The sequence below is a fragment of the Kitasatospora sp. NPDC056076 genome (genome assembly GCF_042266305.1).
Classification (GTDB): Bacteria; Actinomycetota; Actinomycetes; order Streptomycetales; family Streptomycetaceae; genus Kitasatospora.
In genome coordinates this window covers 39,138-61,486 of the sequence record NZ_JBHJWG010000011.1, presented here as the reverse complement: position 1 = coordinate 61,486, position 22,349 = coordinate 39,138, and the positions used below count along the sequence as shown (strand labels likewise).

The window sequence follows — 22,349 nt, the reverse complement described above, 5'->3', positions numbered from 1 at the left end:
CCGGTGCATTGAGGCCGGTGCGCTGAGGCCGGTAGGTGCTCCGACCGGTAGGTGCTCAGGCCGGCGCCGGCAGGACGTCGCACAGTGCCCGGAGCGCGGCCGGCCAGGCGTGGTCCGGCGGCGTGGCGTAGCCGACCACCAGGCCGTCGACGGCGGGCGTCGCCGCCGGATCGGCCGCCGGGTGCCGGTAGTCGGCGAGCCCCTCGACCGCCAGGCCGCGGTGGGCGGCGGCCTGGAGAACGGACCGTTCGGTGCCGGGGGCGAGCCGCAGCACGGCGTGCAGGCCGGCCGCGATGCCGGACACCTCGATGTGCGGGGCGTGGGCGGCCAGCGCGGCCACCAGCTGGTCGCGGCGGTCCCGGTAGCGGCGGCGCATCCGGCGCAGGTGGCGGTCGTAGCCGCCGGAGTCGATGAACTCGGCGAGGGTCAGCTGGTCCAACGCACTGGCCCAGGCCTCGCGTTCGCCCTTCGCGGCGAGCGCCCGGTCGACCAGGTGGTCCGGCAGGACCATCCAGCCGAGGCGCAGCGCCGGGCTCAGGCTCTTGCTGGCGCTGCCGAGGTAGACGACCCGTTCGGGGTCGAGCCCCTGGACGGCGCCGACCGGCTGGCGGTCGTAGCGGAACTCCCCGTCGTAGTCGTCCTCCAGGACGAGCCCGCCGCGTCCGCGCGCCCAGTCGATCACGGCGGCGCGGCGCCCGGCGTGCAGCGGGCCGCCGGTCGGGAACTGGTGGGCGGGGGTGAGCAGGACCGTCCTGACCTCCGGACACCGGGCCAACTCCCCTATCCGGGCGCCCTGTTCGTCGATCGGCAGCGGGACGGCGGTGACGCCGGCGGCGGCCAGCAGCCCGCGGTGGAAGCCCAGCCCGTACGCCTCGACGGCCAGCGGCCCCTGGTCGGCGGGCGGCAGGGCGGGCGCGGCACCGTCGAAGAGCAGGCGCAGCGCGTGGGCGAAGCCGGAGCAGACCACGATCCGGTCGGGGTCGGTGCGCACGCCGCGGGCGCGGGCGAGGTAGTCGGCGAGGACCGCGCGCAGTTCGGGCCGGCCCTGGGGGTCGCCCGGCCCGAAGGCCTCGTTCGGGGCGGCGGTGAGGGCCCGGCGGGCGGCGGCCAACCAGGCGGCGCGGGGGAAGGAGGCGGCGTCGGGCTGGCCCTGGCGCAGGTCGTGCGCCGGTCCGGAGCGGCGTGCGGGGCGGCGGGCCCGGGTGGGCGGGACGGGTGCGGCGCGGTCGGCGACGGTGGTGCCGGAGCCCTGGCGGGCGGTGAGCCAGCCCTCGGCGACGAGCTCGGCGTAGGCCTCGGCGGCGGTGTTGCGGGCCAGGCCGAGGTCGGTGGCCAGGGCCCGGTAGGGCGGCAGTCGGGTGCCGGGGGCCAGTCTGCCGCTGCGGATCGCCTCGCGCAGCGCGGCCATCAGTGCGGCGCGGCGGCCGCCGGTGGCGGGCAGGTCCAGGTGCAGGTCGTTACCGGTCGGGTGGGCCGGCTCGGTGGGGTGCGCGCCCGACGTCTCCGTCATGGTCACGCACCCTACCCGCCGCTCCGGCGCCGCCCGGCGGGCGGTCCGGGCCCGTGCCACTGCGGCCACCCCTCCGACATCCACCCCCCTATTACGGCTACGGCTACGGCACGACGGTGACCGGCCAGCGGCCGGCCTTGACCAGCCGGACCGCGACCGAGCCGATCACCTTGTGCCCGGCCTGCTCCGAGACGCCGACCACCACGGCGTCGGCGCGCAGCTCGTCGGCGAGCTTGGCGAGGCCGGCGTAGGGGTCGCCACGCAGGGTGAGGAAGCTCCACTCCACCCGCCAGACCTCGCTCACCCGCTGCTCGGCCTCGCGCAGCGCGGCCAGCAGCTCGTCGGCGACCTCCTGGGTGGTCTCCTCCACGGCGGCCCCGGCCAGGGCGGTGGCAGCGCCGAGTATCGGCTGGACGTAGGCGACGGCCAGCTGGGCACGCTGCCGGCGGGCCAGTCCGGCGGCGTAGGCGGTGGCGCGCCAGGAGGAGTCGGAGCCGTCCAGGCCCGCCAGGATCACCTTGGGTCCGTCGGTCCCCAGCTCGAAGCCGCTCGGCGCGACGGCCGGCTGGTGCTCCCCGTGCTCGGCGCCGGCCGGTCGGCCCGCGCCCTCGACGGCCCCGGTGTCGGCCGCATCGCTGTCATTGCTCATGGGCGGAAGGCTATGCCCGCCACCGTGGGTGGCCGGCGGGGGCACTCCGGGTGAGGGCTGTGGCGCGGGCCACCCGGGCGGGCCCGCGGCGGCGCCGCGCCGGTACCGGGGGCGGGCGGGCCGTCACGCGCTGTCGACGGTGTGCGCGGCCTCACACGGCCTTCGCGGTGACCGGGGCCACTTCCGGGGGTGGTTTGATCTTGGAAATAGCCGCAAATCGGTCGGAATCACCTTATTTTCGTGATCGCTACCTGCGGTAACAGGCCTCTGACGTGCTCGAACCTGCGATTCCTTGAAACCGCCACGACCACCCCCGTACCTTCGAACTCGTTGCACCGAGCGATTCCGCTCCGGCCGGGCCCCACGGCCCCCGGGCAGGAACGGTGCCGGACCGCGCGAGCGATGCGTCCCCGCAACCGACGGCCTTCCGAAGGCCTGGTTCCGCACGCCCGCACACCCCCTCCGAAAGGAAACGCATGACCTTCCGTAACGAGACTGCCGCTGCCACCACCACTGCCACCCCGAAGCGCCGCAACCGCGTCCGGATGGCTCTGATGGCCGGGGCGCTCACCGCGCTGCCGGTGGCCGGCCTCGTCACGGCCACCAGCGCCTCCGCCGCGCCGGCGTCGGTCTGGGACAAGGTCGCCTCCTGCGAGGCCACCGGCAACTGGGCCATCAACAACGGCAACGGCTTCTACGGCGGCCTGCAGTTCACCTCCAGCACCTGGGCGGCCTTCGGCGGCACCGCGTACGCCCCGCAGGCCCACATGGCCTCCAAGGCCCAGCAGATCGCGATCGGCGAGAAGGTCCTCGCCGCCCAGGGCCCCGGCGCCTGGCCGATCTGCTCCGTCAAGGCCGGCCTGGGCAAGTAAGCCCGCCGCCCCCACGCACCCACGAAGCCGCCGCACCCCCCGGGGTACGGCGGCTTCGCCATGTCACCGTCCGCCCCGCCCCTCCGGCCCGCAGACCCCTCAGGCCGGCTGGGTCGACGCGGTCGGGCGGGCGGGGAGTGGGAGGGGGAGGGCGGGCAGGCCGTCGATGCTGGTGGCGACGAGGGGCTTGCGCTCGCAGTAGGCGCCGAACTCGTCCTCGTCCTTGCGGTCGAAGTACTGCGCGTGCAGGTCGCGGTCGGCGCGGTAGTCCATGAACGGCACGGCGTACCCGCAGGAGTCGCTGACCCGTTCGGCCCGGACCAGCACGATGGCCCGCAGGCCCGAGCCGTCCACCCCGGGTTCGAAGCGGGCGAGGAGGTCCGCGAAGCGCGGGTCGTCCCGGAAGACCGGCTCGCCGTGGCCGTGCACCCGCACCACGGTGGGCGGGCCGTCGAAGGCGCACCACATCAGGGTGATCCGGCCGTTCTCCCGCAGGTGGGCGATGGTCTCGGCCTGCGAGCCGCCGAAGTCCAGGTAGGCGAGGGTGAGTTCGTCGATGATCGCGAGGGTGCCGGAGCGGCCCTTGGGCGAGAGGTTGACGTGCCCGTCACCGGCCAGCGGTGCCGTCGCGACGAAGTAGACGGGCTGGCGTTCGATGAACTGCCGCAGCCGGCCGTCGATGCATTCGTACTGCTTTCCCATGTGCGCAATTGTGCCCGCATCTCGCCTTGCGAGAAAGGAAAATCCAGCCCATGAGACGGCGAGCGGCCCCGCCACGGGCACGGCGGGGCCGTCGTACAAGGCAGGCGCGTCAGCGCTTCGAGTAGACGCTGTCCATGAATTCGATGATCTGCTGGTCCGTCAGCCGGTGGCCCTCGCGGTGACCCATCGCCAGGTCGGCCTCGCTGATCATGCCGACCAGCCGGTCGCCGTCGATCACCGGGATGCGCCGGATCTGGTGCTGCTCCATCTTCTTGAGCACCGTGTCCATACTGTCGTCGGCCCGCACGCAGTGCAGGTGCCCGGCCAGTTCGATGGCCGTCATGGCGGCCGGGTCCTTGCCCTCGGCGAGACAGCGCACCACGATGTCGCGGTCGGTGATGATGCCGTGGAGCTTCTGGTCGTCGCCGCAGATCGGCAGCGCGCCGACGTTCTTGTCGCGCATCATCTTCGCGGCCTCGTCCAGCGTCTGGTGGGCGCCGATGCACTGGGCGCCGGTGTGCATGATGTCTCGGGCAGTGGTCACGGGGACTCCTTCGTCGGTGTTGCCCCCCCGGCGGCCATCCCCCGGCGGCGCACCGCGCCCCTCACAGGGTGACCGTGCCCTCACCGTAGGCGACCGCGCTCCCGCCCGCGACCGCGGGCGCCGATACTGGAACCCGTGACCACGCACGCCATCGACCCGGTCGACGAGGCCGTCCGCGCCCGGCCCGCGACGGCGCTGCGCCCGTACGTGGCCTGGTACTCCGGCTACCGCCAGCGCGGCCTGGCCCCGGCCGTGCACCGCGGCCTGCCCTCCCCGTACCTGACCTTCATCCTCACCCTGGACGAGCCGCTGGTGATCGCCGGCCACCCCGATCCGGCGCAGCCGCCCGGCAGCTACCCGACGCTGCTCGGCGGGCTGCACACCTCCCCCGCACTGATCACCCACGAGGGCGCCCAGTCCGGGGTGCAGATCGCCGTGCACCCGCTCGCCGCCCGGGCGCTGTTCGGGCTGCCCGCAGGGGAGTTGGCCGGGATCGACGTCCCGGCGGAGGACGTGCTCGGCCGGCTCGGCCCGCAGTTGCAGGAGCGGCTGCGGGCGGCCGACGGCTGGGCGGAGCGGTTCGCCGCACTGGACGGGGCGCTGCTGCGGGCCGCCCGGCCGTCCGGGCTGGTGCCGCCGGAGGTGGGCTGGGCCTGGCGGGCGCTGCGGCGCAGCGGCGGGGCGCTGCCGGTGGCCGAGCTGGCCCGGGAGACCGGGTGGAGCGCCCGCCACCTCCAGGAGCGGTTCCGCCGGGAGACCGGGCTGACCCCGAAGGCCGCCGCCCGGGTGATCCGCTTCGACCGGGCCCGGCACCTGCTGGCGACCGGCGCGCCGCCGCCCCGGTTGGCGGAACTGGCGCTCCGCTGCGGCTACTTCGACCAGGCGCACCTGGCCCGGGAGTTCCGCGCGCTGGCGGGGTCGGCGCCGAGTGCCTGGCTGGCGGCGGAGGGGCCGGAGGAGGGCAAGTTCCGAAACGTCCAAGGCGGGGCGGCGGGGGCGGCCGCAGAGTGGGAGGCGTAACCACCGCATCCGAGGAGTGAGTTTCATGGACACCGAGACCCCTGCCCCGCAGGTCTGGCCCACCTTGCGCGCGACCGACGCCCGCGCCCTGATCCGCTTCCTGGTGGAGGCCTTCGGCTTCCAGGAGGTGGCCAGTTACGGCGAGGGCGAGTTCGTGGCGCACGCCGAACTGGCCTGGCCGGAGGGCGGCGGCGTGATGCTCGGCTCGGTGCGCGAGACCGCGCCGGGCCAGTGGCGGGGCGAGCCGGGCACGTTCAGCGCGTACGTGGTCACCGCCGACCCGGACGGCGTGCACGCCCGGGCCGTGGCCGCCGGGGCCCGGATCACCACCGGCCTGACCGAGACCGACTACGGCTCGCGCGACTTCGCCGCGGCCGACCCGGAGGGCAACCACTGGTACTTCGGCACCTACCCGGGCGCGCCCCGGCCCGCCCCGGCGCCGTGAGCCGGACCCCGGTGCCGTGAGCCGGACCCCGGTGGAGCGGCCGCGGGCCCCGGCCGCCGGGCCCGGGCGGCGGGAGCGGGGGCGGGGCAGACTGGCTGAGGGGGCCACCGCAGCACTCCCGGAGAGCGCCGATGCCGCAGATGACGGTCGACGGGCACACCCTCGCCCTGTCCCACCTCGACAAGGTGTACTACCCGAGCATCGGCACCCCCAAGGGCGAGGTACTGCGCTACTACGCCGCGGTGCACACCGCCCTGCTGCCCCACCTGCGGGACCGCCCGGTCTCCTTCCTGCGCTGCCCGGACGGCGTCGAGGCGGAGGTGTTCGTCGCCAAGAACCCGCCGCCGGGCACCCCGGACTGGGTGCGCACGGTGGACGTGCCGAGCACCGGCGGGGAGCTGCGCCAGGTGGTGCTGGAGAACGGCGCGGCGCTGCTGGCGGTCGCCAACCTGGGCTGCCTGGAACTGCACGTCCCGCAGTGGCACGCCGCCGCGCCCGGGCTGGCCGACCGGCTGGTCCTGGACCTCGACCCGGGCGAGGGCGCCGACGTGCTCACCTGCCGGGCGGTCGCGCTGCTGCTGCGCGAGCGGCTGGCCGCGGACGGCCTGTCGGCCTGGGTGAAGACCTCCGGTTCCAAGGGCCTGCACCTGCTGGTGCCGATCGAGCCCACGCCCAGCGCCGAGGTCTCCGGGTACGCCAAGGCGCTGGCCGCCGCCCTGGAGGCGGAGCACCCGGAGCTGGTGGTGCACACCATGGCCAAGGCCCGGCGGCGCGGCCGGGTGCTGGTCGACTGGTCGCAGAACAACGCCAAGAAGACCACCGCCGCCCCGTACACCCTGCGGGCCCGGCCGCTGCCGACGGTCTCCGCCCCGCTGGCCTGGGCCGAGTTGGAGCGGGCCCGCGGGGAGGCGGAGCTGGTGTTCACCCTCGCCGAGCTGCCGGGCCGGCTGGCGGCGCACGGCGACCTGTTCGCGCCGCTGCTGGATCCGGAGCAGGCCCGGCCGCTGCCCGCGGCACCCGCCGCCGGTGCCGCACCCTCGGCCCCCACGGCCACCTCGGCCTCCACGGCCTCCACGGCCCCAGCGCAGCCCTCCCAGCCGCGGCAGGTGCTCCACCCGCCGGTCGAGGTGATGCGCCCCGCCGCCGTCACCGCCGTGCCGCCCGCCGACGGGCTGGGCGGGGGCGGCGTGCAGTACGAGCTGAAACTGGACGGCTTCCGCTGTGTCGCCTTCGCCCGCGGCGACCGGCCGGCCTTCCTGCAGTCCCGCAGCGGCCGCGACCTCGCCCCCGAGTTCCCGCCGATCGCCGCCGCCGTCGCCCGGCTGCCCGAGGGGCTGGTGCTGGACGCCGAACTGGTCGCCTGGCGGGCCGGGCGGTTCGCCTTCGAGGAACTGCTGCACACCCGGCAGGCCCGGGCCGCCGCCCCGGACGTCGCGCTCGGGCTGATCGCCTTCGACCTGCTGGCCCTGCCCGGCCGGGACGTCCGGCGCCTGCCGCTCACCGACCGGCGCCGGCTGCTGCTGGCCGCGCTGGCCGACGTCCCGCCGCCGATCCAGCCGGTGCTGGCCACCACCGACCGGGCGGAGGCCGTGGCGTGGATCACCCAGCTGGCCGACACCGGCGTGGAGGGCCTGGTGTGCAAGGCCGCCGCCTCCCCGTACCGGGCGCGCGGCGCGGGCCGGGCCTGGGTCAAGTACCGGCGCAGCGACACCGAGGACGCCACCGTCCGCGCCCTGACCGGTCCGGCCGACCGGCCGCACGCCCTGGTGCTCGAACTCGGCGACGGCCGCGTGCTGTTGACCACCCCACGGCTCACCCCGGTGCAGGCCCGGGAGGTCGCCCGGGCGGCCGGCCCACTGCTCGGCCCGCCCGCCGCCGACCCCGACCACGGCCGGGTGCACCCGCTCACCGCCCCGCTGCGCGCCGAGGTCACCCTCACCGGCCGCCCGCCCACCGCCACCTTCGTCCGCCTGCGCGGGGACTGACCCCGGCGCGGTCACGCTCCTCCGCCCCGGACGTGCACCCTCGGACGAACCCTCTGACCCCGCGTCACTTCCGTCGCCCGGCCGCCGCGTGGGCGAACTCGGTGACGAAGGTGTCCTCGAACACCGGCAGGTCGCCCGGCGCGCGGCTGGTCACCAGCGGGCCCGGGCCGTCCCGGCAGACGTGCACCTCCCGGTCGACCCACTGGGCGCCAGCGTTGACCAGGTCGGTCCGCAGGCTGGGCCAGGAGGTGAGGGTGCGGCCGCGGACGGCGTCGGCCTCGATCAGGGTCCAGGCGGCGTGGCAGATCGCCGCGACCGGGCGGCCGGCGGCGCAGCAGGCCCGGACGAAGGCGACCGCCGCCGGGTCGAGCCGCAGCGCGTCCGGACCGGCGACGCCGCCGGGCAGCACCAGCCCGGCGTAGTCCGCCGGGTCCGCCTCCGCCACCGGGACGTCCACCGCGAAGGTGTCCCCGGGCGCGCGGTGCCGGACGGCCTGGACCCGGCCGGGCGCGGTGGAGAGCAGGCGCGGGCGCCCGCCGGCTTCGAGCACCGCCTGCCAGGGCGAGGCCAGTTCCTCCTGTTCGGTGCCGTACGGGGCGACCAGGAAGGCGATCGTCCGGCCGGTCAGGGTGGTGGCGGGCCAGCCCATGGTCAGCGGTCCACGGCTCAGCGCCGGCGGGCGGTGGTGAGGTGCTCGGCGGGCGGCGGGACGGTGCCCAGCCGGGCGCGCGGGCAGTCCAGGTGGACGGCGCGGTCCAGGTGGTCGATCCGGGCGACCAGACCGACCGGGACGAGCACCCTCGCACCCGGCACCCAGGCGCCGGCGTCGACGGCCAGGTGGTCGCCGGCGTCCTGGTCGACCCGGCCGAGGGGTCCGTCGGTCGCCTGGACCTCGTACCCGACCAGGCTGAGGTCGGCGGCGGGGTGGGAGCCCGGGCGGTACTCCCACAGGTCGGTACTCATGCGCACCTCTCGATGGTTCGACCCCCCGTCGCGTCACGCCTCCGGGCGGTCCCAGGGCCTTCGTTCACGTCCGTCCCGGCCGTCCCCGCGCTCCCGTCCCTCCCCGCGGTCCCGTCCCTCCCCGCGGTCCCGGCGTTCCCGGCGATCCCGCCCGTCCTCGCGGTCCGGGCCAGCGCCGCCGACGACGCCGTCGCCCCGGCCCGGCGCCCGTCGCCGCCGCAGCAACGCCGTGGCGGCCACCGAGGCCGCCACCGAGGCGGCCCAGACCACCCCGAGGGCGGTCAGCACCGCGGTGGTCGGAGTGCGCACGCCGATGCCCACGCAGATCGACGTCATCACCAGTACGGTCAACAGGACCCCGACCGAGATCCGGCGCCCGACGCCGCGCAGGGCGTCCAGGAACCGGTTCGGCCGCTTGGCCCCCATCGTGCTCAACTTCCGGTCGAGGCGCGTGTCCTGGCGCAGATCGGACTCGATCTCCTCGAGGAGCCGCCGCTCCCATCCGCTCAACGCGGGTCCGTCCATCTCGGTCACCTCCGACACTTCCGGTGACGTGCTCGCACCCGGGCGGTTGCCCGGTACGGGCCGGCGTTAACCGTTCCGGGGGCCGCCGGTTGCGGCGGCCACGCGCCCGAAGGCCCGGGGACGGGCGAGCAGGCTGTCGTCCAGGACGCGCAGCAGGGCGGCGGCGTCGCGGTGGACCTCGACCGCGCCGGCCGCCCGCAGCTCGGGACCGGCGTCCCCGCCGGCCTCCAGGGCGACGCAGGGCACCCCGGCCCGGCGCGCCACCAGCACCTCGCGCACGCTCCCGGCGACGGCCACCGCGTGCGAGGGCCCGCCGCCCACCAGCGCCAGTGCGGCCCGCACGGCATCGCCACCGGGGGCGGTCACGGTCAGTGCCCGTACCCCGGCCGGGCCGGGGCCGGTCAGCACCACCGTCCAGCCCCGCACGGCGCACTCGCGCAACAGCTCGGCGCCGCCGGGCAGCCGGGGCCGCCAGTCGGTGCCGATCAGGGCCGCCGAGATCACCGTCATGGCCACCTCTCCCGTGCTCCGGGCCCTGCGTCGGGGCTTCCCCCGCGCAGGTCACGCACCGCGCGCCCTTCCAGGTTAGGACGCTCCCCGGCCCGGCGCGCAGCCTGCCCGGAACGGCCGCCCCGGGCACCGGAAAACCGCTTGGCGGGCGCCGCACGGGCCGGAATACTCCGGAGGTCCGTCGACGGGGAGGGGAGCGGGTGGCGGTGTTCGCGTGCGCCGGGTGCGGTACGGAGCTGACGGTGCCGGTGGCGGAGGTGGCGCTGCCGCCGCACGCCCACCGGGAGGGCGGGGACCGGTACCTGCCGCCGCTGCTGGAGCCCGGCACCTTCGCCCTCGACCCGGAGCCGACCGAACGGCCCTGGCGCCCGTGGTCCGCGATCACGGCGGCGGAGGCCGCCGAACACGGCCTGTACGCGCCGGTCGACGGCCTGTGGAGCGGCCCCGGCGGCGCGGTGCTGCTGGCCCCGGGCGACACCCGGGCCACCGTGCTGCTCCCCGAGCGCTGCGAGGGCTGCTGCGCGGCGGCCGGCGGCCCGAACCTGGCCTGCGCGGGCTGCGGGCGCGAGGTGGGCGCCCGGATCGACGACTGCTACCGCTGGCAGGCGGTGTGGCTCCATCCGTGGGCCGTGCGGCGCCTCCCGGTGGAGGGCCCGGCCCGGCCGGCCGGGGACGGCTGGACGGTGCCGCCGGCGCCCCCGGTCGAGCCGGGCGGCTGGTGGAACGAGCGCTGGAACGCCGCCGTGGGGTCGGCCCTGGCCGGGCTGCTGGCGGCCTCCGGCGGCGAGCCGGTGGCCACGGCCCCCGGCCTGCTGACCGAGACCTTCGGCCGCGCCCTGCGGCGGCTGCTCCCCGGCGGCCCCCCGGCCCGCGCCCTGCGCCTGACCGGGCCCGGCCTGGCCGCCGTCCCGGCACCGGACATCGCCCTCGTCCCCCGCCACCCGTGGACCGGCGCCGCCTGGCCGGCGCCCTCCGGTACCGTGGCCGTCCCGCTGGACGCCGGGGTGTGGACGTACCTGGCCTTCCCCCCGCCCCGTCTCGCCACCAGGCTGCCCGCCGGGGAGGAGCGGGACGACCCGCTGCCGCTGCGCCCCGCCTTCCTGTTCGAACCCGACCGGTACCTGCTGCGCCACCACCTCGCCCGGCTGCCCGCCGTCCGGCAACCCTGGCTGCGGGCGATCTACGATCGGCTCGGCGACGGCCGCCACCACCCGGGCGCGTAGGAGGGCACCCCATGAGGATCAACCTGACCACCGTGTTCGTCGACGACCAGGACAAGGCGTTGCGCTTCTACACCGAGGTGCTGGGCTTCGTGAAGAAGGCGGAGGTCCCGCTCGGCGCGTACCGCTGGCTCACCGTGGTCTCCCCCGAGCAACCGGACGGCACCCAGCTGCTGCTGGAGCCCGACGCCCACCGCGCCGTCGGGCCGTACAAGACCGCGCTGGTCGAGGACGGCATCCCGGCCGCCCAGTTCGCGGTGGACGACGTGCACGCCGAGTACGACCGCATGCACCGGCTCGGGGTGCGGTTCACCCAGCAGCCCACGGCGATGGGCCCGGTCACCGTCGCGGTGCTGGACGACACCTGCGGCAACCTCATCCAGCTCGCCCAGTTCACCCAGCTCCCCGGCTGACCGGCTGACCGGGGCCCCGGCCGGGGGTGTCCAGGTCCTCGGTCGTCATTACCCGAGTTCCGGCACCCCCGGCCGGGGTCCGAGGCGGTCAGGGGGTGGGGCGATCAGGGGGTGGGGCCGAGCTTCTGCCAGGCGTCGCTCCTGCCGGGCTCGTCCGTGGCCTTGTTCCACCACTTGGCCCGCCAGTAGGAGCCGTTCCACGACACCGTCGAGGCCCAGGCCCCCTCGGTGTCCCCCGCGATGATCTTCGTGCTGGAGGCGGTGGCGCTGTTGGCGGGTGCGGCGAGGTAGGCCGGCACCTTCCACCAGTCGTCGTTCCCGCCGACGAAGCCGCCCAGGGCGTAGGCGGCGCCGTGCACGGGGCCGCCGGGGGCCGCCGAGTCCAGCAGCGGCTTGCCCGCGGTGGCCTGGTCCGTGCTGAGCCGCACCAGGCGCCACCACTGGTCGACCTTGCCGTCACAGTCCCGCACGGTGAGGGTGCCCCTGGCCGTGGTGGCGCCGAGGCACTGGTCGTGGCCGCTGGTAGCGGACTTGATGTGGTACCACCCCGGGGAGTCCTCGCTCACCGTCCACAGCTGGTTGGCGTTGCCGGCCTGCTTCATCGACAGGTGGGCGTCGGCCCAACTCCCGGGGTGGTCGAGGACGTTGCCGCTGTTGCGGTCCTCGATGATCCACTTGTCGCCGGTCTGCCAGAACGCGAACGACGGGTTCGGGTTGTAGGCGTGCGCCTGCCACGGCGCGGCCTGGCACTGGGAGCCGGACGCCGGGGCGGGCGGGTCGACCGTCGTCACGGCGCGGCGCCGGTCACCCGTCGAACCGAACTCCGTCCCGCCGATCCTGAACGTCACGTTCGCCGGCCCGGTGACGGGCAGGTAGTACTTGACGTCGATGTCCTTCGACCTGCCGGCCGGAACGTCCTCGCAGTAACCGAGCTTGATCGTCACCCGGTGGAAGTCGCCCTTCAAGCCCCCCGCGTTCGGACCGCTGTGGCCGGGGGTGATGCCGCCCATCACCTTCCAGGCACCGTCCTTCACCACCGGCGTGGTGGAGGTGGGGAGGTCGAAGGAGATCTCCGTGCCCTGGGCGAGGGCGACCTTGGAGCTGTTGGTGATCCGCAGTTTCGGCTGGATCGGCCACATGTCCGCCACTGCCGTGGGGAAGTCCACCAGCTCGGCCTTGACGTCGATCACCTGGGCGGGGAGGGACTTGCCGCCGCCGGTGGCGTTGCCGGAGGCCCCCGCGCCCTTGAGGGCGTTGTCGAGCCGGGTGGTCAGGTCGTAGCCCATCCCCCACTCGCCGTTCGCGCGCTTGGTGTAGTCACCGGCGAGCTCCCAGATCATGGCCCCGCCGATGCCCTTGTCCGCGATGTACTTCGCCTTCGCGTCGACGGACTTCTCGTTCTCCGTCGACAGGAACACCTTCTTGGCGTCGTTCCACAGCCACGACGACTGGAGCGGGTCGGAGTACTTCTCCGCGTACGTGCCGGTCGGCTTCCCGGCGTCGGTGCCGGGGTCGACGCCGTAGGCCTTCAGGTAGCCGGGGGTACGGCCGTCCTGGAGGTTCCTGGTGTGCCACAGCGGGTTCGACCCGGCCCCGACCTCGCGGCCGTCCTCCGTGTCGTGCCACACGTTGTCGATGCCGGTCGCGCCCAGTCCGCAGTCCTGGCCCTTGGCCGGCCCCCGGCCGCCCACGCCCCGCGGGCACTTGGACTGGTCGGGCATGGCGGAGGTGCCCCACAGGCCGTCCGTACCGCCCTGCACGTTCTGCCAGCCGCGTGAGTAGAAGGGGATGCCGAGGTTGATCCGCCCGGGCGGCAGGGCACCGCGGTAGTAGTGGTAGGCCCAGTCGACGTTGAAGTACCCGTTCTTCCCGTAGTCCTTGGTGTCGGCGCGCTGGTCGTCGTAGATCCCGGCGTCCGCCAGCTCGTTGTCGCGGCCGTCGTCGTACAGCGGGGCCTGCGGGCCGACGTACTTGTTCCACGAGCCGTGCAGGTCGTAGCTCATGACGTTGACGAAGTCCTGGTACTGGAGCGCCTGGCCGGCGTCCAGCCCGCGCACGAGGTAGCCGGAGGCGGACCCGGCCGAGGTCAGCAGGTAGTAGCGGCCCTTGTCCGCACCGGCCCGGTCCAGCTTCGCCCGCAAGGTCTTCATCAGCGCGGTGTAGCCCTGTTGCAGCCCCTTGCGCCGCGGATCGGACACGTCCCAGTCCAGCGGGTTGCCCGTACTGGGCAGGGCGCCGGGGTACTCGTAGTCGATGTCGACACCGTTGAACCCGTAGCGGTCCAGGAACTCCGTCACGGAGTCGGCGAACGTGTCGATCCCCGCCTGGTTGACCGAGCCGTCCGCGTTGGTCGCCATCGCGTAGAAGCCGCGCGTGTCCGCCCAGCCGCCGACCGAGATCAGCGTCTTCACCGCCGGGTGCTTCTTCTTGTACGTGTTCAGCAGGTTGAAATGCCCCTTGTACGGCAGGGCGGGGTCCATCGCGTTCCGGTCCCCGTCCCAGGTCATGCCCGTGGCCGGGTTCTCCGGGTCGTTCACGTCGCCGACGCTGATGCGGTTCCCGTCCACCTTGGCGAAGGCGTAGTTGACGTGCGTCACCTTCGACCACGGGATGTTCGACACCAGGTAGGCCGGATCGCCCTTCGCCCCGGAGCGCCACCCGGTGAAGTAGCCCACCGCGCGCCGGGAACGGCCGTTGCCGACCCACTCCCGGCCGCTGCCGTCGTAGACGTCGCAGTAGCGGGCCGACACACCGTCCGTGGGCGTCATCCCCTCCGGCCGGCAGTCACCGGCGGACGCGGGTTTCGTCCCCCGGTCGTCCGCGGAGTCGTCGAAGGGGGCTCCCGCGGAGCCCCGCCCCCCGGGATCACCGGTGCTGGTGCCGCCCTCCAGGTGCCACCGCTGCTCGAAGGCCCCGGTGCACCTCCAGAAGGCCAGGGCCTTGTCCTCGCCCTGGTCGGTCAGGCAGCCGCCGTCCGAGGTGACGAGCTGGTACGTCTGCCCGCCCAGCGCGTCGAGCCGCCAGCGCTGGTTCGCACCACCGCCGTCCCGCTGGAGCGCGGTGTAGTAGCTGGTGCCGTCCACGCTCTGCGACCGGTTGCCGTTGGCGTCCAGGACCTGGCCGGGGTCGAGGGGCCGTGCGGATCGCGAACCGGCCGTCGTCCTGGCGGTCCAGGTTCCACTTCTGCGCCTGGTTCCCCTTCCCGCCCAGGGCCTTGACCTTGGTGCCGCTGGCGGGGTTCGCCTGGTCGACGTCGGCGACCCGGCCGGTGCTGTCGTTGACCAGCGAGACGCCGGCCGCCGAGGGCGGGGGCGTGCTCGTCGGGCCGCCCTTGTCGTCCGCCCGCGGGATCTTCGTCATGCCGGTGGTGTCGCCCGCGGCGAAGATCGTGCCCGCCAGGACGCCCCAGCGCAGCGCATCGGCGGTGAAGACGAGGTCGCTGTCCGGGCCGCCGGCCACGACAACTCCCCTGGTCCACTGGTTCCCGCGGAAGAAGGCGGCGAAGGCCCGGTCGAAGGTCTGCACCCCCGGCCAGCGGACGGCCGCGTTGAACCCGTCGGTCCAGCCGGCCTTGGCCAGGGCCTTGAAGTTGTCTCCGATGGGCTTGGGCCCGTTGAGCACGCGGTCGGTGGAGCTGCCGATGTTGACTTCCAGCGACACGTAGGTGTCGCCCTTGAAGAGGAAGACCTGGTTCTCCATCACCGACAGGGCCGAGTCGACCCCCTGGGTGAAGGGCCTGGTGCCGTCACTGCCGGCCAGGCTGTGCCACCCGTCCGCGATCGTCGTCGGCGCCTTGGTGACCTTGGCGTTCCCGTCGGAGTCCAACCGCATCCGCATGTACTGGTCCCCGCGGAACAGCATCACCTCGTCCGGGTCCTCCGGCAGCGTGAAGGCCGCGTCGAAGCCGTTCGCGAAGGGCGTGCCCGCCAGGACCGGCCACAGGTGGGAGACGGTGTCCTCCGTGCCTCCGGCCAGGACGGCGTTCTGCGAAGCGTCCTTGATGCGGGCGACGAACGGCCCCTGGAGGAGGTACACGTCGCGGCCGGTGCTGAAACTCGCGTTCACCAGCGGGCGGCCGCACCCGGGCGCGCCGTCGCTCGAGCGCGGGATCCGGCAGATAGGACCCCCCGTCCGGACCTGGAGGACGGCCAGCCCGACGGCGGCCGCTCGGGCGGCGAACCAGGAGTTGCCCGGGTCCTGGTTGGCCTCCCACAGGTCGCTGCTCCGCGCGTTCCAGGTCTGGATCTGCGTTTCGAACTGCGCGATGCGGGCCGGGATCCCGCTGCGCAGCGCCGCCCCGATGGCGTCCCTGATGTTGCGGAACCGGGTGCCCTCGGCCAGGGCTTCGACGAGGACCATCAGAGCGCTGCGCAACCACGGTGTCTGCTGAGCGACGTTCGCCGCATTCCGCCGATTGAAGGTGACGCCCTCCAGGATTCCGACGGCGCGCGTCAGCGCATCGGCGTCGATGTTCACCCAACGGTTCTCGAAGGTGAAGGGGTTGTCCCGGTTGGCGCTCTCGTTCCTGAGGTCGCCGTAGTCCACACCGATGTCGTTGAGGTAGACGTACCTGCCGTCCCCCAGAGTTAGCTGCTGCTGGTTGAACCACGTGTTGCGGGCGACCCTGGACGAGCCGATGCCGTCGTCGCGCATGCGGTAGACCGTCCGCACTCCGTCCCGGATGGTGTAGAAGCCGCAGATGTAGAGGTCGTTCGGCGCGATGATCAGCCCGGTCTCCATGTTCGCCGGCTGATCCCGGTTCGGGTGGACCAGATCGAAGAGGTTGACCGTCACGGGGTGGCATTGTCGAGCGTGATGTTGTAGTCGCCGCGGTACGGGCGGGTGAAGTTGCGCTGGAGGTCCCCGATGAAGTTCAGGTAGCGCTGGGACGGGTCGTCCTGGGCCGCGTGCGCCGGCCCGTTCGCCCCGATCGGCAGGAGGAGGATCGCCAGCAGGACCAGCAGGACCCGGCGCAGCCCCTCGGCCCGGCGTCGGGGCGGCGATCCCCCCGCCGCCGGGCCGGGGACGGTCGTTCGCAACCGCAACATGTCTCTCCAGAGGATCGGTGACATTACTGCGGCGGAACCTACGGAGCACCGGTAGACAGGCGATGGACGGCCCGGCGGAGGCGGGGGGTGGGCGCGGGTCGGCGGAGACCGGGGCAGGCCGGGGCGGGCCGTGACCCGGTTGTCCGGCCCCGGGTTCAGCCGAGGGTGACCGGCGGGTCGGTGGCCAGGCGGGCGTGGAGGTGCTCGTCGTTGTACGGGCCGTCGCCGTAGCGGTAGGAGCCGCGCAGGGTGCCCTCGTACGGGAAGCCGGCGCGGGCGGCGACCCGGCAGGAGGAGTCGTTGCCGACGGCGTGGTAGAGCTCGATGCGGCGCACCCCGGCGGTGCGCACGCCCCAGTCGGTGATGGCGGTGGTGGCGAGGGTGGCCAGGCCGCGGCCGCGGGCGGCGGCGAGCAGCCAGTAGCCGACCATGGCGACGCCCTCGCCCTGGTCCGTCCAGAGCAGCACGACGTTGCCGCACAGCCGGCCGTCGGCGCGGTCGGTGACGGCGAAGCAGGCGGTGCTGCCGTCGGCCCAGCGCTGGTCGGCGCGGTCGAGGTAGGCCTCGGCGCCGGCCGGGTGGGTGGCGTCGTGCAGGGGGTTCCAGCGGGCGATCTCCGCGTCGGCGGCGGCCGCCGTCACGGCGGCGACGGTGCCGCCGGGCAGGTCGAGGGCGCGGCCCCAGGGGCGCAGCTGGAAGGCGCCCAGGTCGAGGACCTCGGGCTGGAAGGGGCGCCGGTCGGTCGCCAGGTCACTGGTGGTCACCCCGCCTTCCTACCTCCCGTCGCGCCGCGCCCGCCAGTGATTAATCCGGCGGCGACCGGTCCGGCCGGAGTCCGGTCAGATCCGGGCGAGGTAGCCGTTCTCCACGAGCCAGAGCACGTTCAGCTTCGCCGGGCCGCTGGGGACGAGGGCGGCGTCGAGCTGGTACTGGAGGCCCCAGCCGGGCTGGTTGAACCAGGGGGCGATCGGGCCGGCGTGCACCTTGAACGGCTTGACGACCTTGTAGTCGTGGTAGTTGCAGCCGGCCGCCGGGACGCTGTCGAGGCTCTGCGGGGGGATCGCGCGGTTGGCGTAGGGCAGGCCCTCGGGGGCGAGGAAGGAGCCGTACTCGCTGCCGTAGCGGTCGATGTTCTGGTTCGGGTACAGGGTGAGGTCGAACTCGACCGGGCTGCCGTCGGGGAGGGTGACGTAGCCGTCGGACGGCGGGTAGATCCAGCCGCCCTTGCCGCCGTTGGCGGTCGGGTCGTAGTACTTGGTCAGGAAGTCCTGCTCGCCGGCGCCGCCGGTGCGCTGGTAGCCGGCGAGTTGGCGGCCGACCGGGCCGGTGGTCGGGAGGTCCTCGGGGCCGAGGCGGGAGTCGCCGTCGAAGAACGCCGCGGAGCACTGGTCGGACGGGGTGGCCGCCCTGGTGTCGGCGGCGGCGGCGGGAATGCTCACGGCGGTCAGGGCGGCGGCCGCGGCGAGGGGCGCGACGAGCAGGCGAAGGCGCACGGTGTCTCCGTCGAACGAGGATCGGTGGGAGAGCAGCCGCGGAGGGCATTGCGCTCACCCTCCGTGGCCGGTTCGCCACCAGGCAAGCGGATTCACTGATCATTCGTCAACACGACTTGGCCGAAGACCGACCGGATTCCCCGGTTTCGGCCACGCCCGGGACGCCGGGCCGCTCACTCGGACGGAGGGGCGGCCCGGCCGCCGGCCTCACCGCCCCGGGGCGACCCGCCCGAGCAGGTGGAGCAGCCGGTCCAGGGCGTCCTTGGAGTCGGGCTCGGTCAGGTTGACCATCAGCCGGAACGCCACCTTCAACAGTGCCGGGTGGCCCAGCCCGGCGGCTCCGGCCGCGCCGAGCAGCCGGGGCCGGCCGAGCAGGTCGGCGGCCAGCCGGCCCAGCGCGAAGTAGCCCGCGTAGGCGGAGCGGAGCTTCTGCGGGTAGGCGCGCAGGGCGAGTTCACGGCCGCGGTCGGTGCGGCGGGCGTGCGCCTGGACGACGGTCTCGGCGGCGTAGCGGCCGGACTCCATCGCGTAGGCGATGCCCTCCCCGGTGCCGGGGCTGACCGTGCCGCCGGCGTCGCCGATCAGCAACAGGCCGTCGGCGTAGTGGGGTTGGCGGTTGAGGCCCATCGGCAGGGCGGAGCCGCGGATCGGCTCGGTGACGGCCTCGGGGTGGTAGCCGTAGTCGGGCGGCAGGTCGGCGCACCAGCGCCGCAGCAGCTCGCGCCAGTCCAGGTCGGTCTTCGCGGTGTCGAGGACGCCGAGGCCGACGTTGGCGGTGCCGTCGCCCATGCCGAACACCCAGGCGTAGCCGGGCAGCAGCCGGTGGGCCGGGTCGTCGGGGTGGCGCAGGTCGAGCCAGGCCTCCAGGTAACGGTCCTGGTGGCGCGGGGTGGTGAAGTAGGTGCGGTAGGCCACGCCCATCGCGCGGTCGGTGCGCCGGTAGCGCTTCATCGCGACGGACAGCCGGGTGGAGTTGCCGTCGGCGGCGACCACGAGCGGGGCGCGGTACTCGACGGGCCTGCGCTCCTCGCCCACCTTGGCGCTGACGCCGGTGATCCGGCCGGACCGCTGGTCCGTCAACGGCCCGGCCACGTTGGCCCGTTCGATCAGCCGGGCACCGGCTGCGGCGGCCCGGCGGGCGAGCAGCTCGTCGAAGTCGGCCCGGCGGCGCACGAGTCCGTGGCCGGGGAAGGCGGAGAGCTCGGGCCAGTCGAACTCCAGCGAGCGGTGCCCGGAGATCAGCCGCAGGCCCTTGTTGTGCAGCCAGCCGGCCTCCTCGGAGACGTCGACGCCCATGTCGACCAGCTGTTTGACGGCGCGCGGGGTGAGGCCGTCGCCGCAGACCTTCTCGCGCGGGAAGGCGGACTTCTCCAGCAGCAGGACGTCCAGGCCGGTGCGGGCGAGGTGGTAGGCGGCGGTGGAGCCGGCCGGTCCGGCGCCGACCACGATGACGTCGGCACTGTCCTCGGTCGGAGCGGGCTGCTGCCGCTCCGCTCGCAGCTGCTGCTCTGGGCCGGGCATCGAGCACTCCCCCTGGGGTCGGATCGGCTGCTGGCTCGACCGGTGGCTGACGCGATCGGCCGCACGCGCAACGGAATCGGCGGGCTGGGCGGTTCCAGACGGACGATAGAGAACCAGGCCCACCGCCCGCCGCCATGACACGCGGACCCGGCCCGCGAACCGGCCATTACCGGCCACCCGCCACCCGTCCCGTCGTCGCCCCGCGGGCCGTCCTCGCGGGCCGGCGAGCCGGGTCCCGATCGGCACATCACCACGTCAGAGGCCTGCGCTGCACATGAATTCACCACAACCGGGTGATCGGATCGTTGTGGGGAACTAGTCGGATAAATCGCCCTCAGCGCTGCATTTCTGCCAAATCCCCCTTGCGTCACCTTTCGTCCTGCGGGAACTTTTGTGCCCCTCACGTCGTACGCAGCCGGCCCCCGCCCGGCGGGCGACCGAAGGCCCCCACCCACCGCGCGGACTCGTCCGGCCCGCCGTACCCGATGGAACACCCATGCAGCTCCGCTCCACCGCCGCCCGCTCCCTGGTGGCCGTCCCCACCGCCGCCGCCCTGCTCCTGCTCGCCCCCGCCGCGCACGCCGCCGCCGGCGGCAACGGGAAGGGCGCCCCCGGCAACAACGGCACCGTGAAGATCCACAACGCCGGCACCGGTCAGGAGGACGTGCGCAACGAGCCCAAGGTCTGCACCTTCTACCTGGACTCCTTCGGCTTCGACGCGAACCAGGACGTGCTCTGGGCGATCTTCGACATGAACGGCGACATGACCGAGCCGGTCGTGTACGGCGACCTCCCGGTCGACTCCGAGGGCCACATCCGCACCGAGGACATCAAGCTCCCGGACGGCCACTACAAGCTGTTCTGGGCGGCCGTGCCGCTGGTCGACGGCGAGCTGCCGGAGAACCCGGACGTCAGCAACCCCAAGCAGAAGGTCTTCAAGGTCGACTGCGGCGGGCAGACCCCGGCCCCGACCGGCAAGCCGACCGCCGTGCCGAGCACCAGCCCGTCGCACACCCCGGCGCCCTCGCACTCGGCCACGCCGTCGCACACCCCGGAGCCCAGCCACACCCCCGCGCCCTCGCACTCGGCCACGCCGTCCACCACCCCGCTGCCGCCGGTGCCGACCACCCCCGCGCCGACCACCCCGGCCACGACGCCGGCCACCGCTCCGGCCACCGAGCCCGCGAAGACCCCCGCGCCGACCACCCCGGCCGCCGAGGTCCCGAGCGGCGCCCCGAGCACCGTGCCGAGCGCCGGCCCGTCCACCCCGCCGACCGCCACCGTCCCGGTGCACCCCGGGGACGGCACCAAGGTCAGCCCGAGCCGGCCGCTGGTCGTGCCGGCCAAGGTCAGCGTCCCGACCCCGATCCCGGGCGCGGCCGCCGACGGCAAGAAGCTGGCCACCACCGGTAGCGACGGCACCCTGCTGTACGCGGGCGCCGGCACCGCCCTGCTGGTCGCCGGTGCGGGCGCGGTGGTCTACACCCGCCGTCGCCGCACCTCCGCCTGAGGCACCCCGGTACGCCGGTCCCCGGGGGTCTGAGCCCTCCGGGGGCCGCGGTGCCGCGTCTGAGCCGCGGCACCGAAGCGCCCGGCCCGTCGACGTCCGTCGGCGGGCCGGGGTTCGTCCCTGATCAGGGGCGGAGACGACGGAAGCCCCTGACCGCACGGGGGGACGTGCCAGGGGCTTCCGTTCATCTCCACGGCCACAGGGGCCTCAGTGGTTCACTCCCGTCACGGATTCACCGCCAGCACCACGAACTCCGCCAGCACCCCCAGGTGCAGCGCGCCCTGGAGCAGGGTCGCCCGGCGCGGGATGACGGTCAGGGTGCCGAGCACGACCGTCAGGGTCAGCAGCACCAGGTGCGAGGGTTCGAGGCCGAGGACGAGCGGGCCGGAGAGCCAGACCGAGGCGATCGCGACCGCCGGGATGGTCAGGCCGATGCTGGCGAGCGCCGAGCCGAGGGCCAGGTTGAGGCTGGTCTGCACCCGGTTGCGCACGGCCGAGCGCAGCGCCGCGATGGTCTCCGGCAGCAGCACCATCAGGGCGATCACCACGCCGACCACGGCGTGCGGCAGTCCGGCGCTCTCCACCGCGGACTCGATGGTCGGCGAGACGCCCTTGGCCAGGCCGACCACCGAGACCAGTGCGACGGCGAGCAGCAGCATGCTCGTCCCGGCGGCGCGGACGGTGGGCGGGGTCGCGTGGTCCTCCTCGTCCTCCTCCCGGCGGACCTTGCCCTCCGGGGTGACGGGCAGGAAGTAGTCCCGGTGCCGCAGGGTCTGGGTGGTCACGAACAGCCCGTACACCACCAGCGAGGCGATGGCCGCGTAGGTCAGCTGGGTGGTGGAGAACTGCGGGCCCGGGGTGCTGGTGGTGAAGGTCGGCAGCACCATGCTGAGCGTGGCCAGGGTGGCGATGCAGGCGAGCGCGGTGCCGGTGCCCTCGGCGTTGAAGACGGCGGTGCGGTACTTGACCGCGGCCACGATGATGGACAGGCCCATGATCCCGTTGCAGGTGATCATCACGGCGGCGAACACGGTGTCCCGGGCGAGGGTCGAGGACTTGTCCCCGCCGTCGGCCATCAGCGTCACGATCAGCGCGACCTCGATCACCGTGACGGCGACCGCGAGCACCAGCGATCCGAACGGCTCCCCGGTCCAGTGCGCGATCACCTCGGCGTGGTGCACGGCGGCCAGCACCGCCCCCACGAGGAACACGGCGACGACGCCGACCACCCAGCCGGGCAGGTCCTCGTGCCAGGTGAGGGCGAGGACGACGAACGCCGCCACCGGGACGACGACGGTCCATTGCGCGGAGGCCGCGCGGAGCTTCGTGATCATGCGCCCGAGGATCCCAGACCGGGGGCCGGTCGCCCGGGTGCCCGCGCCGGGATACGGGTGGATGTGGCACAACTCATCCCGATAC

General features: G+C 74.3%; 22 protein-coding genes and 1 pseudogene. 8 read left to right on the top strand and 15 right to left on the bottom strand.

Going from position 1 to position 22,349, the window contains the following annotated elements; translation table 11 throughout:
- Positions 1-55: 55 nt before the first annotated feature.
- Entirely contained in the window at positions 56-1,510 is a 1,455-nt protein-coding gene (locus ACFC1T_RS11755) for a PLP-dependent aminotransferase family protein (protein WP_375886779.1), read from the bottom strand.
- A gap of 103 nt (positions 1,511-1,613) precedes the next feature.
- Positions 1,614-2,159 carry a universal stress protein gene (locus ACFC1T_RS11750; RefSeq protein WP_375886776.1) on the bottom strand — a complete coding sequence of 182 codons (546 nt, stop codon included), beginning with the start codon at positions 2,157-2,159 and terminating at the stop codon, positions 1,614-1,616.
- Positions 2,160-2,635: 476 nt separating this feature from the next.
- Between ACFC1T_RS11750 and ACFC1T_RS11745 the strand changes: the two genes are divergently transcribed.
- Positions 2,636-3,031, top strand: coding sequence for a transglycosylase family protein (locus tag ACFC1T_RS11745; protein WP_375886773.1), 396 nt, complete (start codon positions 2,636-2,638; stop codon positions 3,029-3,031).
- Positions 3,032-3,130: 99 nt separating this feature from the next.
- Here ACFC1T_RS11745 and ACFC1T_RS11740 read toward each other — a convergent pair whose 3' ends face one another.
- A complete protein-coding gene (locus tag ACFC1T_RS11740; protein ID WP_375886770.1) occupies positions 3,131-3,733 on the bottom strand; it encodes a pyridoxamine 5'-phosphate oxidase family protein in 603 nt (200 codons plus the stop codon).
- A 109-nt stretch (positions 3,734-3,842) separates the two neighbouring features.
- The gene (locus ACFC1T_RS11735) at positions 3,843-4,277 is read right to left on the bottom strand and encodes a CBS domain-containing protein (protein WP_375886767.1); all 435 of its coding nucleotides are present in this window, start codon (positions 4,275-4,277) and stop codon (positions 3,843-3,845) included.
- 135 nt (positions 4,278-4,412) lie between these two features.
- On the opposite strand from ACFC1T_RS11735, the gene ACFC1T_RS11730 reads away from it, so the two are divergent.
- From ACFC1T_RS11730 to ACFC1T_RS11715, 4 genes and pseudogenes are all read left to right on the top strand, one after another.
- Positions 4,413-5,297, top strand: a complete 885-nt coding sequence (locus ACFC1T_RS11730) for a helix-turn-helix domain-containing protein (RefSeq protein ID WP_375886764.1) — start codon at positions 4,413-4,415, stop codon at positions 5,295-5,297.
- A gap of 25 nt (positions 5,298-5,322) precedes the next feature.
- Positions 5,323-5,742 (top strand): VOC family protein, encoded by a 420-nt coding sequence (locus ACFC1T_RS11725; RefSeq protein ID WP_375886761.1) that lies wholly within the window; start codon positions 5,323-5,325, stop codon positions 5,740-5,742.
- A 131-nt stretch (positions 5,743-5,873) separates the two neighbouring features.
- A pseudogene (gene ligD / locus ACFC1T_RS11720) lies at positions 5,874-6,752 on the top strand (non-homologous end-joining DNA ligase); the annotation flags it as partial.
- Between the two features lie 120 nt (positions 6,753-6,872).
- Positions 6,873-7,727 (top strand): DNA ligase, encoded by an 855-nt coding sequence (locus ACFC1T_RS11715; protein ID WP_375887044.1) that lies wholly within the window; start codon positions 6,873-6,875, stop codon positions 7,725-7,727.
- Positions 7,728-7,791: 64 nt separating this feature from the next.
- Here ACFC1T_RS11715 and ACFC1T_RS11710 read toward each other — a convergent pair whose 3' ends face one another.
- The 4 genes from ACFC1T_RS11710 to ACFC1T_RS11695 form a co-directional block, all read right to left on the bottom strand.
- Complete coding sequence (locus tag ACFC1T_RS11710) at positions 7,792-8,376, bottom strand: type 1 glutamine amidotransferase domain-containing protein (RefSeq protein WP_375886759.1); 585 nt, start codon at positions 8,374-8,376, stop codon at positions 7,792-7,794.
- A 17-nt stretch (positions 8,377-8,393) separates the two neighbouring features.
- Positions 8,394-8,690: a PRC-barrel domain containing protein gene (locus ACFC1T_RS11705; protein ID WP_375886756.1), complete on the bottom strand. Its 297-nt coding sequence runs from the start codon at positions 8,688-8,690 to the stop codon at positions 8,394-8,396.
- A gap of 33 nt (positions 8,691-8,723) precedes the next feature.
- Positions 8,724-9,215 carry a hypothetical protein gene (locus tag ACFC1T_RS11700; RefSeq protein ID WP_375886754.1) on the bottom strand — a complete coding sequence of 164 codons (492 nt, stop codon included), beginning with the start codon at positions 9,213-9,215 and terminating at the stop codon, positions 8,724-8,726.
- 66 nt (positions 9,216-9,281) lie between these two features.
- The gene (locus tag ACFC1T_RS11695; RefSeq protein WP_375886751.1) at positions 9,282-9,725 is read right to left on the bottom strand and encodes an HAD family hydrolase; all 444 of its coding nucleotides are present in this window, start codon (positions 9,723-9,725) and stop codon (positions 9,282-9,284) included.
- A gap of 200 nt (positions 9,726-9,925) precedes the next feature.
- Here ACFC1T_RS11695 and ACFC1T_RS11690 point away from each other — a divergent pair, with 200 nt between their 5' ends.
- Both ACFC1T_RS11690 and ACFC1T_RS11685 read left to right on the top strand, forming a co-directional pair.
- Positions 9,926-10,948 carry a hypothetical protein gene (locus tag ACFC1T_RS11690; protein ID WP_375886750.1) on the top strand — a complete coding sequence of 341 codons (1,023 nt, stop codon included), beginning with the start codon at positions 9,926-9,928 and terminating at the stop codon, positions 10,946-10,948.
- Positions 10,949-10,959: 11 nt separating this feature from the next.
- Positions 10,960-11,358, top strand: a complete 399-nt coding sequence (locus ACFC1T_RS11685) for a VOC family protein (protein ID WP_375886747.1) — start codon at positions 10,960-10,962, stop codon at positions 11,356-11,358.
- Between the two features lie 104 nt (positions 11,359-11,462).
- Here ACFC1T_RS11685 and ACFC1T_RS11680 read toward each other — a convergent pair whose 3' ends face one another.
- The 6 genes from ACFC1T_RS11680 to ACFC1T_RS11655 form a co-directional block, all read right to left on the bottom strand.
- A complete protein-coding gene (locus ACFC1T_RS11680) occupies positions 11,463-14,126 on the bottom strand; it encodes a glycosyl hydrolase family 18 protein (protein ID WP_375887042.1) in 2,664 nt (887 codons plus the stop codon).
- Positions 14,127-14,223: 97 nt separating this feature from the next.
- Positions 14,224-16,152 carry an RICIN domain-containing protein gene (locus tag ACFC1T_RS11675; protein WP_375886745.1) on the bottom strand — a complete coding sequence of 643 codons (1,929 nt, stop codon included), beginning with the start codon at positions 16,150-16,152 and terminating at the stop codon, positions 14,224-14,226.
- Complete coding sequence (locus ACFC1T_RS11670) at positions 16,149-16,406, bottom strand: hypothetical protein (protein ID WP_375886743.1); 258 nt, start codon at positions 16,404-16,406, stop codon at positions 16,149-16,151. Before ACFC1T_RS11670 ends, ACFC1T_RS11675 begins: the two co-directional genes overlap by 4 nt.
- Positions 16,407-16,561: 155 nt before the next feature.
- Positions 16,562-17,170 carry a GNAT family N-acetyltransferase gene (locus ACFC1T_RS11665; RefSeq protein ID WP_375886741.1) on the bottom strand — a complete coding sequence of 203 codons (609 nt, stop codon included), beginning with the start codon at positions 17,168-17,170 and terminating at the stop codon, positions 16,562-16,564.
- Between the two features lie 75 nt (positions 17,171-17,245).
- Positions 17,246-17,899: a TNT domain-containing protein gene (locus tag ACFC1T_RS11660; protein ID WP_375886738.1), complete on the bottom strand. Its 654-nt coding sequence runs from the start codon at positions 17,897-17,899 to the stop codon at positions 17,246-17,248.
- 207 nt (positions 17,900-18,106) lie between these two features.
- Complete coding sequence (locus ACFC1T_RS11655; protein ID WP_375886737.1) at positions 18,107-19,420, bottom strand: geranylgeranyl reductase family protein; 1,314 nt, start codon at positions 19,418-19,420, stop codon at positions 18,107-18,109.
- 496 nt (positions 19,421-19,916) lie between these two features.
- On the opposite strand from ACFC1T_RS11655, the gene ACFC1T_RS11650 reads away from it, so the two are divergent.
- Positions 19,917-20,930, top strand: coding sequence for an LPXTG cell wall anchor domain-containing protein (locus ACFC1T_RS11650; RefSeq protein WP_375886734.1), 1,014 nt, complete (start codon positions 19,917-19,919; stop codon positions 20,928-20,930).
- A 224-nt stretch (positions 20,931-21,154) separates the two neighbouring features.
- Here ACFC1T_RS11650 and ACFC1T_RS11645 read toward each other — a convergent pair whose 3' ends face one another.
- Positions 21,155-22,264 (bottom strand): calcium:proton antiporter, encoded by a 1,110-nt coding sequence (locus tag ACFC1T_RS11645; RefSeq protein ID WP_375886733.1) that lies wholly within the window; start codon positions 22,262-22,264, stop codon positions 21,155-21,157.
- Positions 22,265-22,349 lie beyond the last annotated feature (85 nt).

What these genes read in the sequence shown, in the direction of transcription:
- ACFC1T_RS11680 (WP_375887042.1), bottom strand. Translation starts at nt 14,126, where the DNA reads ATGACGCCCACGGACGGTGTGTCGGCCCGCTACTGCGACGTCTACGAC.
- ACFC1T_RS11650 (WP_375886734.1), top strand. Translation starts at nt 19,917, where the DNA reads ATGCAGCTCCGCTCCACCGCCGCCCGCTCCCTGGTGGCCGTCCCCACC.
- ACFC1T_RS11670 (WP_375886743.1), bottom strand. Translation starts at nt 16,406, where the DNA reads ATGTTGCGGTTGCGAACGACCGTCCCCGGCCCGGCGGCGGGGGGATCG.
- ACFC1T_RS11695 (WP_375886751.1), bottom strand. Translation starts at nt 9,725, where the DNA reads ATGACGGTGATCTCGGCGGCCCTGATCGGCACCGACTGGCGGCCCCGG.
- ACFC1T_RS11655 (WP_375886737.1), bottom strand. Translation starts at nt 19,420, where the DNA reads ATGCCCGGCCCAGAGCAGCAGCTGCGAGCGGAGCGGCAGCAGCCCGCT.
- ACFC1T_RS11745 (WP_375886773.1), top strand. Translation starts at nt 2,636, where the DNA reads ATGACCTTCCGTAACGAGACTGCCGCTGCCACCACCACTGCCACCCCG.
- ACFC1T_RS11750 (WP_375886776.1), bottom strand. Translation starts at nt 2,159, where the DNA reads ATGAGCAATGACAGCGATGCGGCCGACACCGGGGCCGTCGAGGGCGCG.
- ACFC1T_RS11740 (WP_375886770.1), bottom strand. Translation starts at nt 3,733, where the DNA reads ATGGGAAAGCAGTACGAATGCATCGACGGCCGGCTGCGGCAGTTCATC.
- ACFC1T_RS11705 (WP_375886756.1), bottom strand. Translation starts at nt 8,690, where the DNA reads ATGAGTACCGACCTGTGGGAGTACCGCCCGGGCTCCCACCCCGCCGCC.
- ACFC1T_RS11710 (WP_375886759.1), bottom strand. Translation starts at nt 8,376, where the DNA reads ATGGGCTGGCCCGCCACCACCCTGACCGGCCGGACGATCGCCTTCCTG.
- ACFC1T_RS11725 (WP_375886761.1), top strand. Translation starts at nt 5,323, where the DNA reads ATGGACACCGAGACCCCTGCCCCGCAGGTCTGGCCCACCTTGCGCGCG.
- ACFC1T_RS11715 (WP_375887044.1), top strand. Translation starts at nt 6,873, where the DNA reads ATGCGCCCCGCCGCCGTCACCGCCGTGCCGCCCGCCGACGGGCTGGGC.
- ACFC1T_RS11685 (WP_375886747.1), top strand. Translation starts at nt 10,960, where the DNA reads ATGAGGATCAACCTGACCACCGTGTTCGTCGACGACCAGGACAAGGCG.
- ACFC1T_RS11700 (WP_375886754.1), bottom strand. Translation starts at nt 9,215, where the DNA reads ATGGACGGACCCGCGTTGAGCGGATGGGAGCGGCGGCTCCTCGAGGAG.
- ACFC1T_RS11755 (WP_375886779.1), bottom strand. Translation starts at nt 1,510, where the DNA reads ATGACGGAGACGTCGGGCGCGCACCCCACCGAGCCGGCCCACCCGACC.
- ACFC1T_RS11645 (WP_375886733.1), bottom strand. Translation starts at nt 22,264, where the DNA reads ATGATCACGAAGCTCCGCGCGGCCTCCGCGCAATGGACCGTCGTCGTC.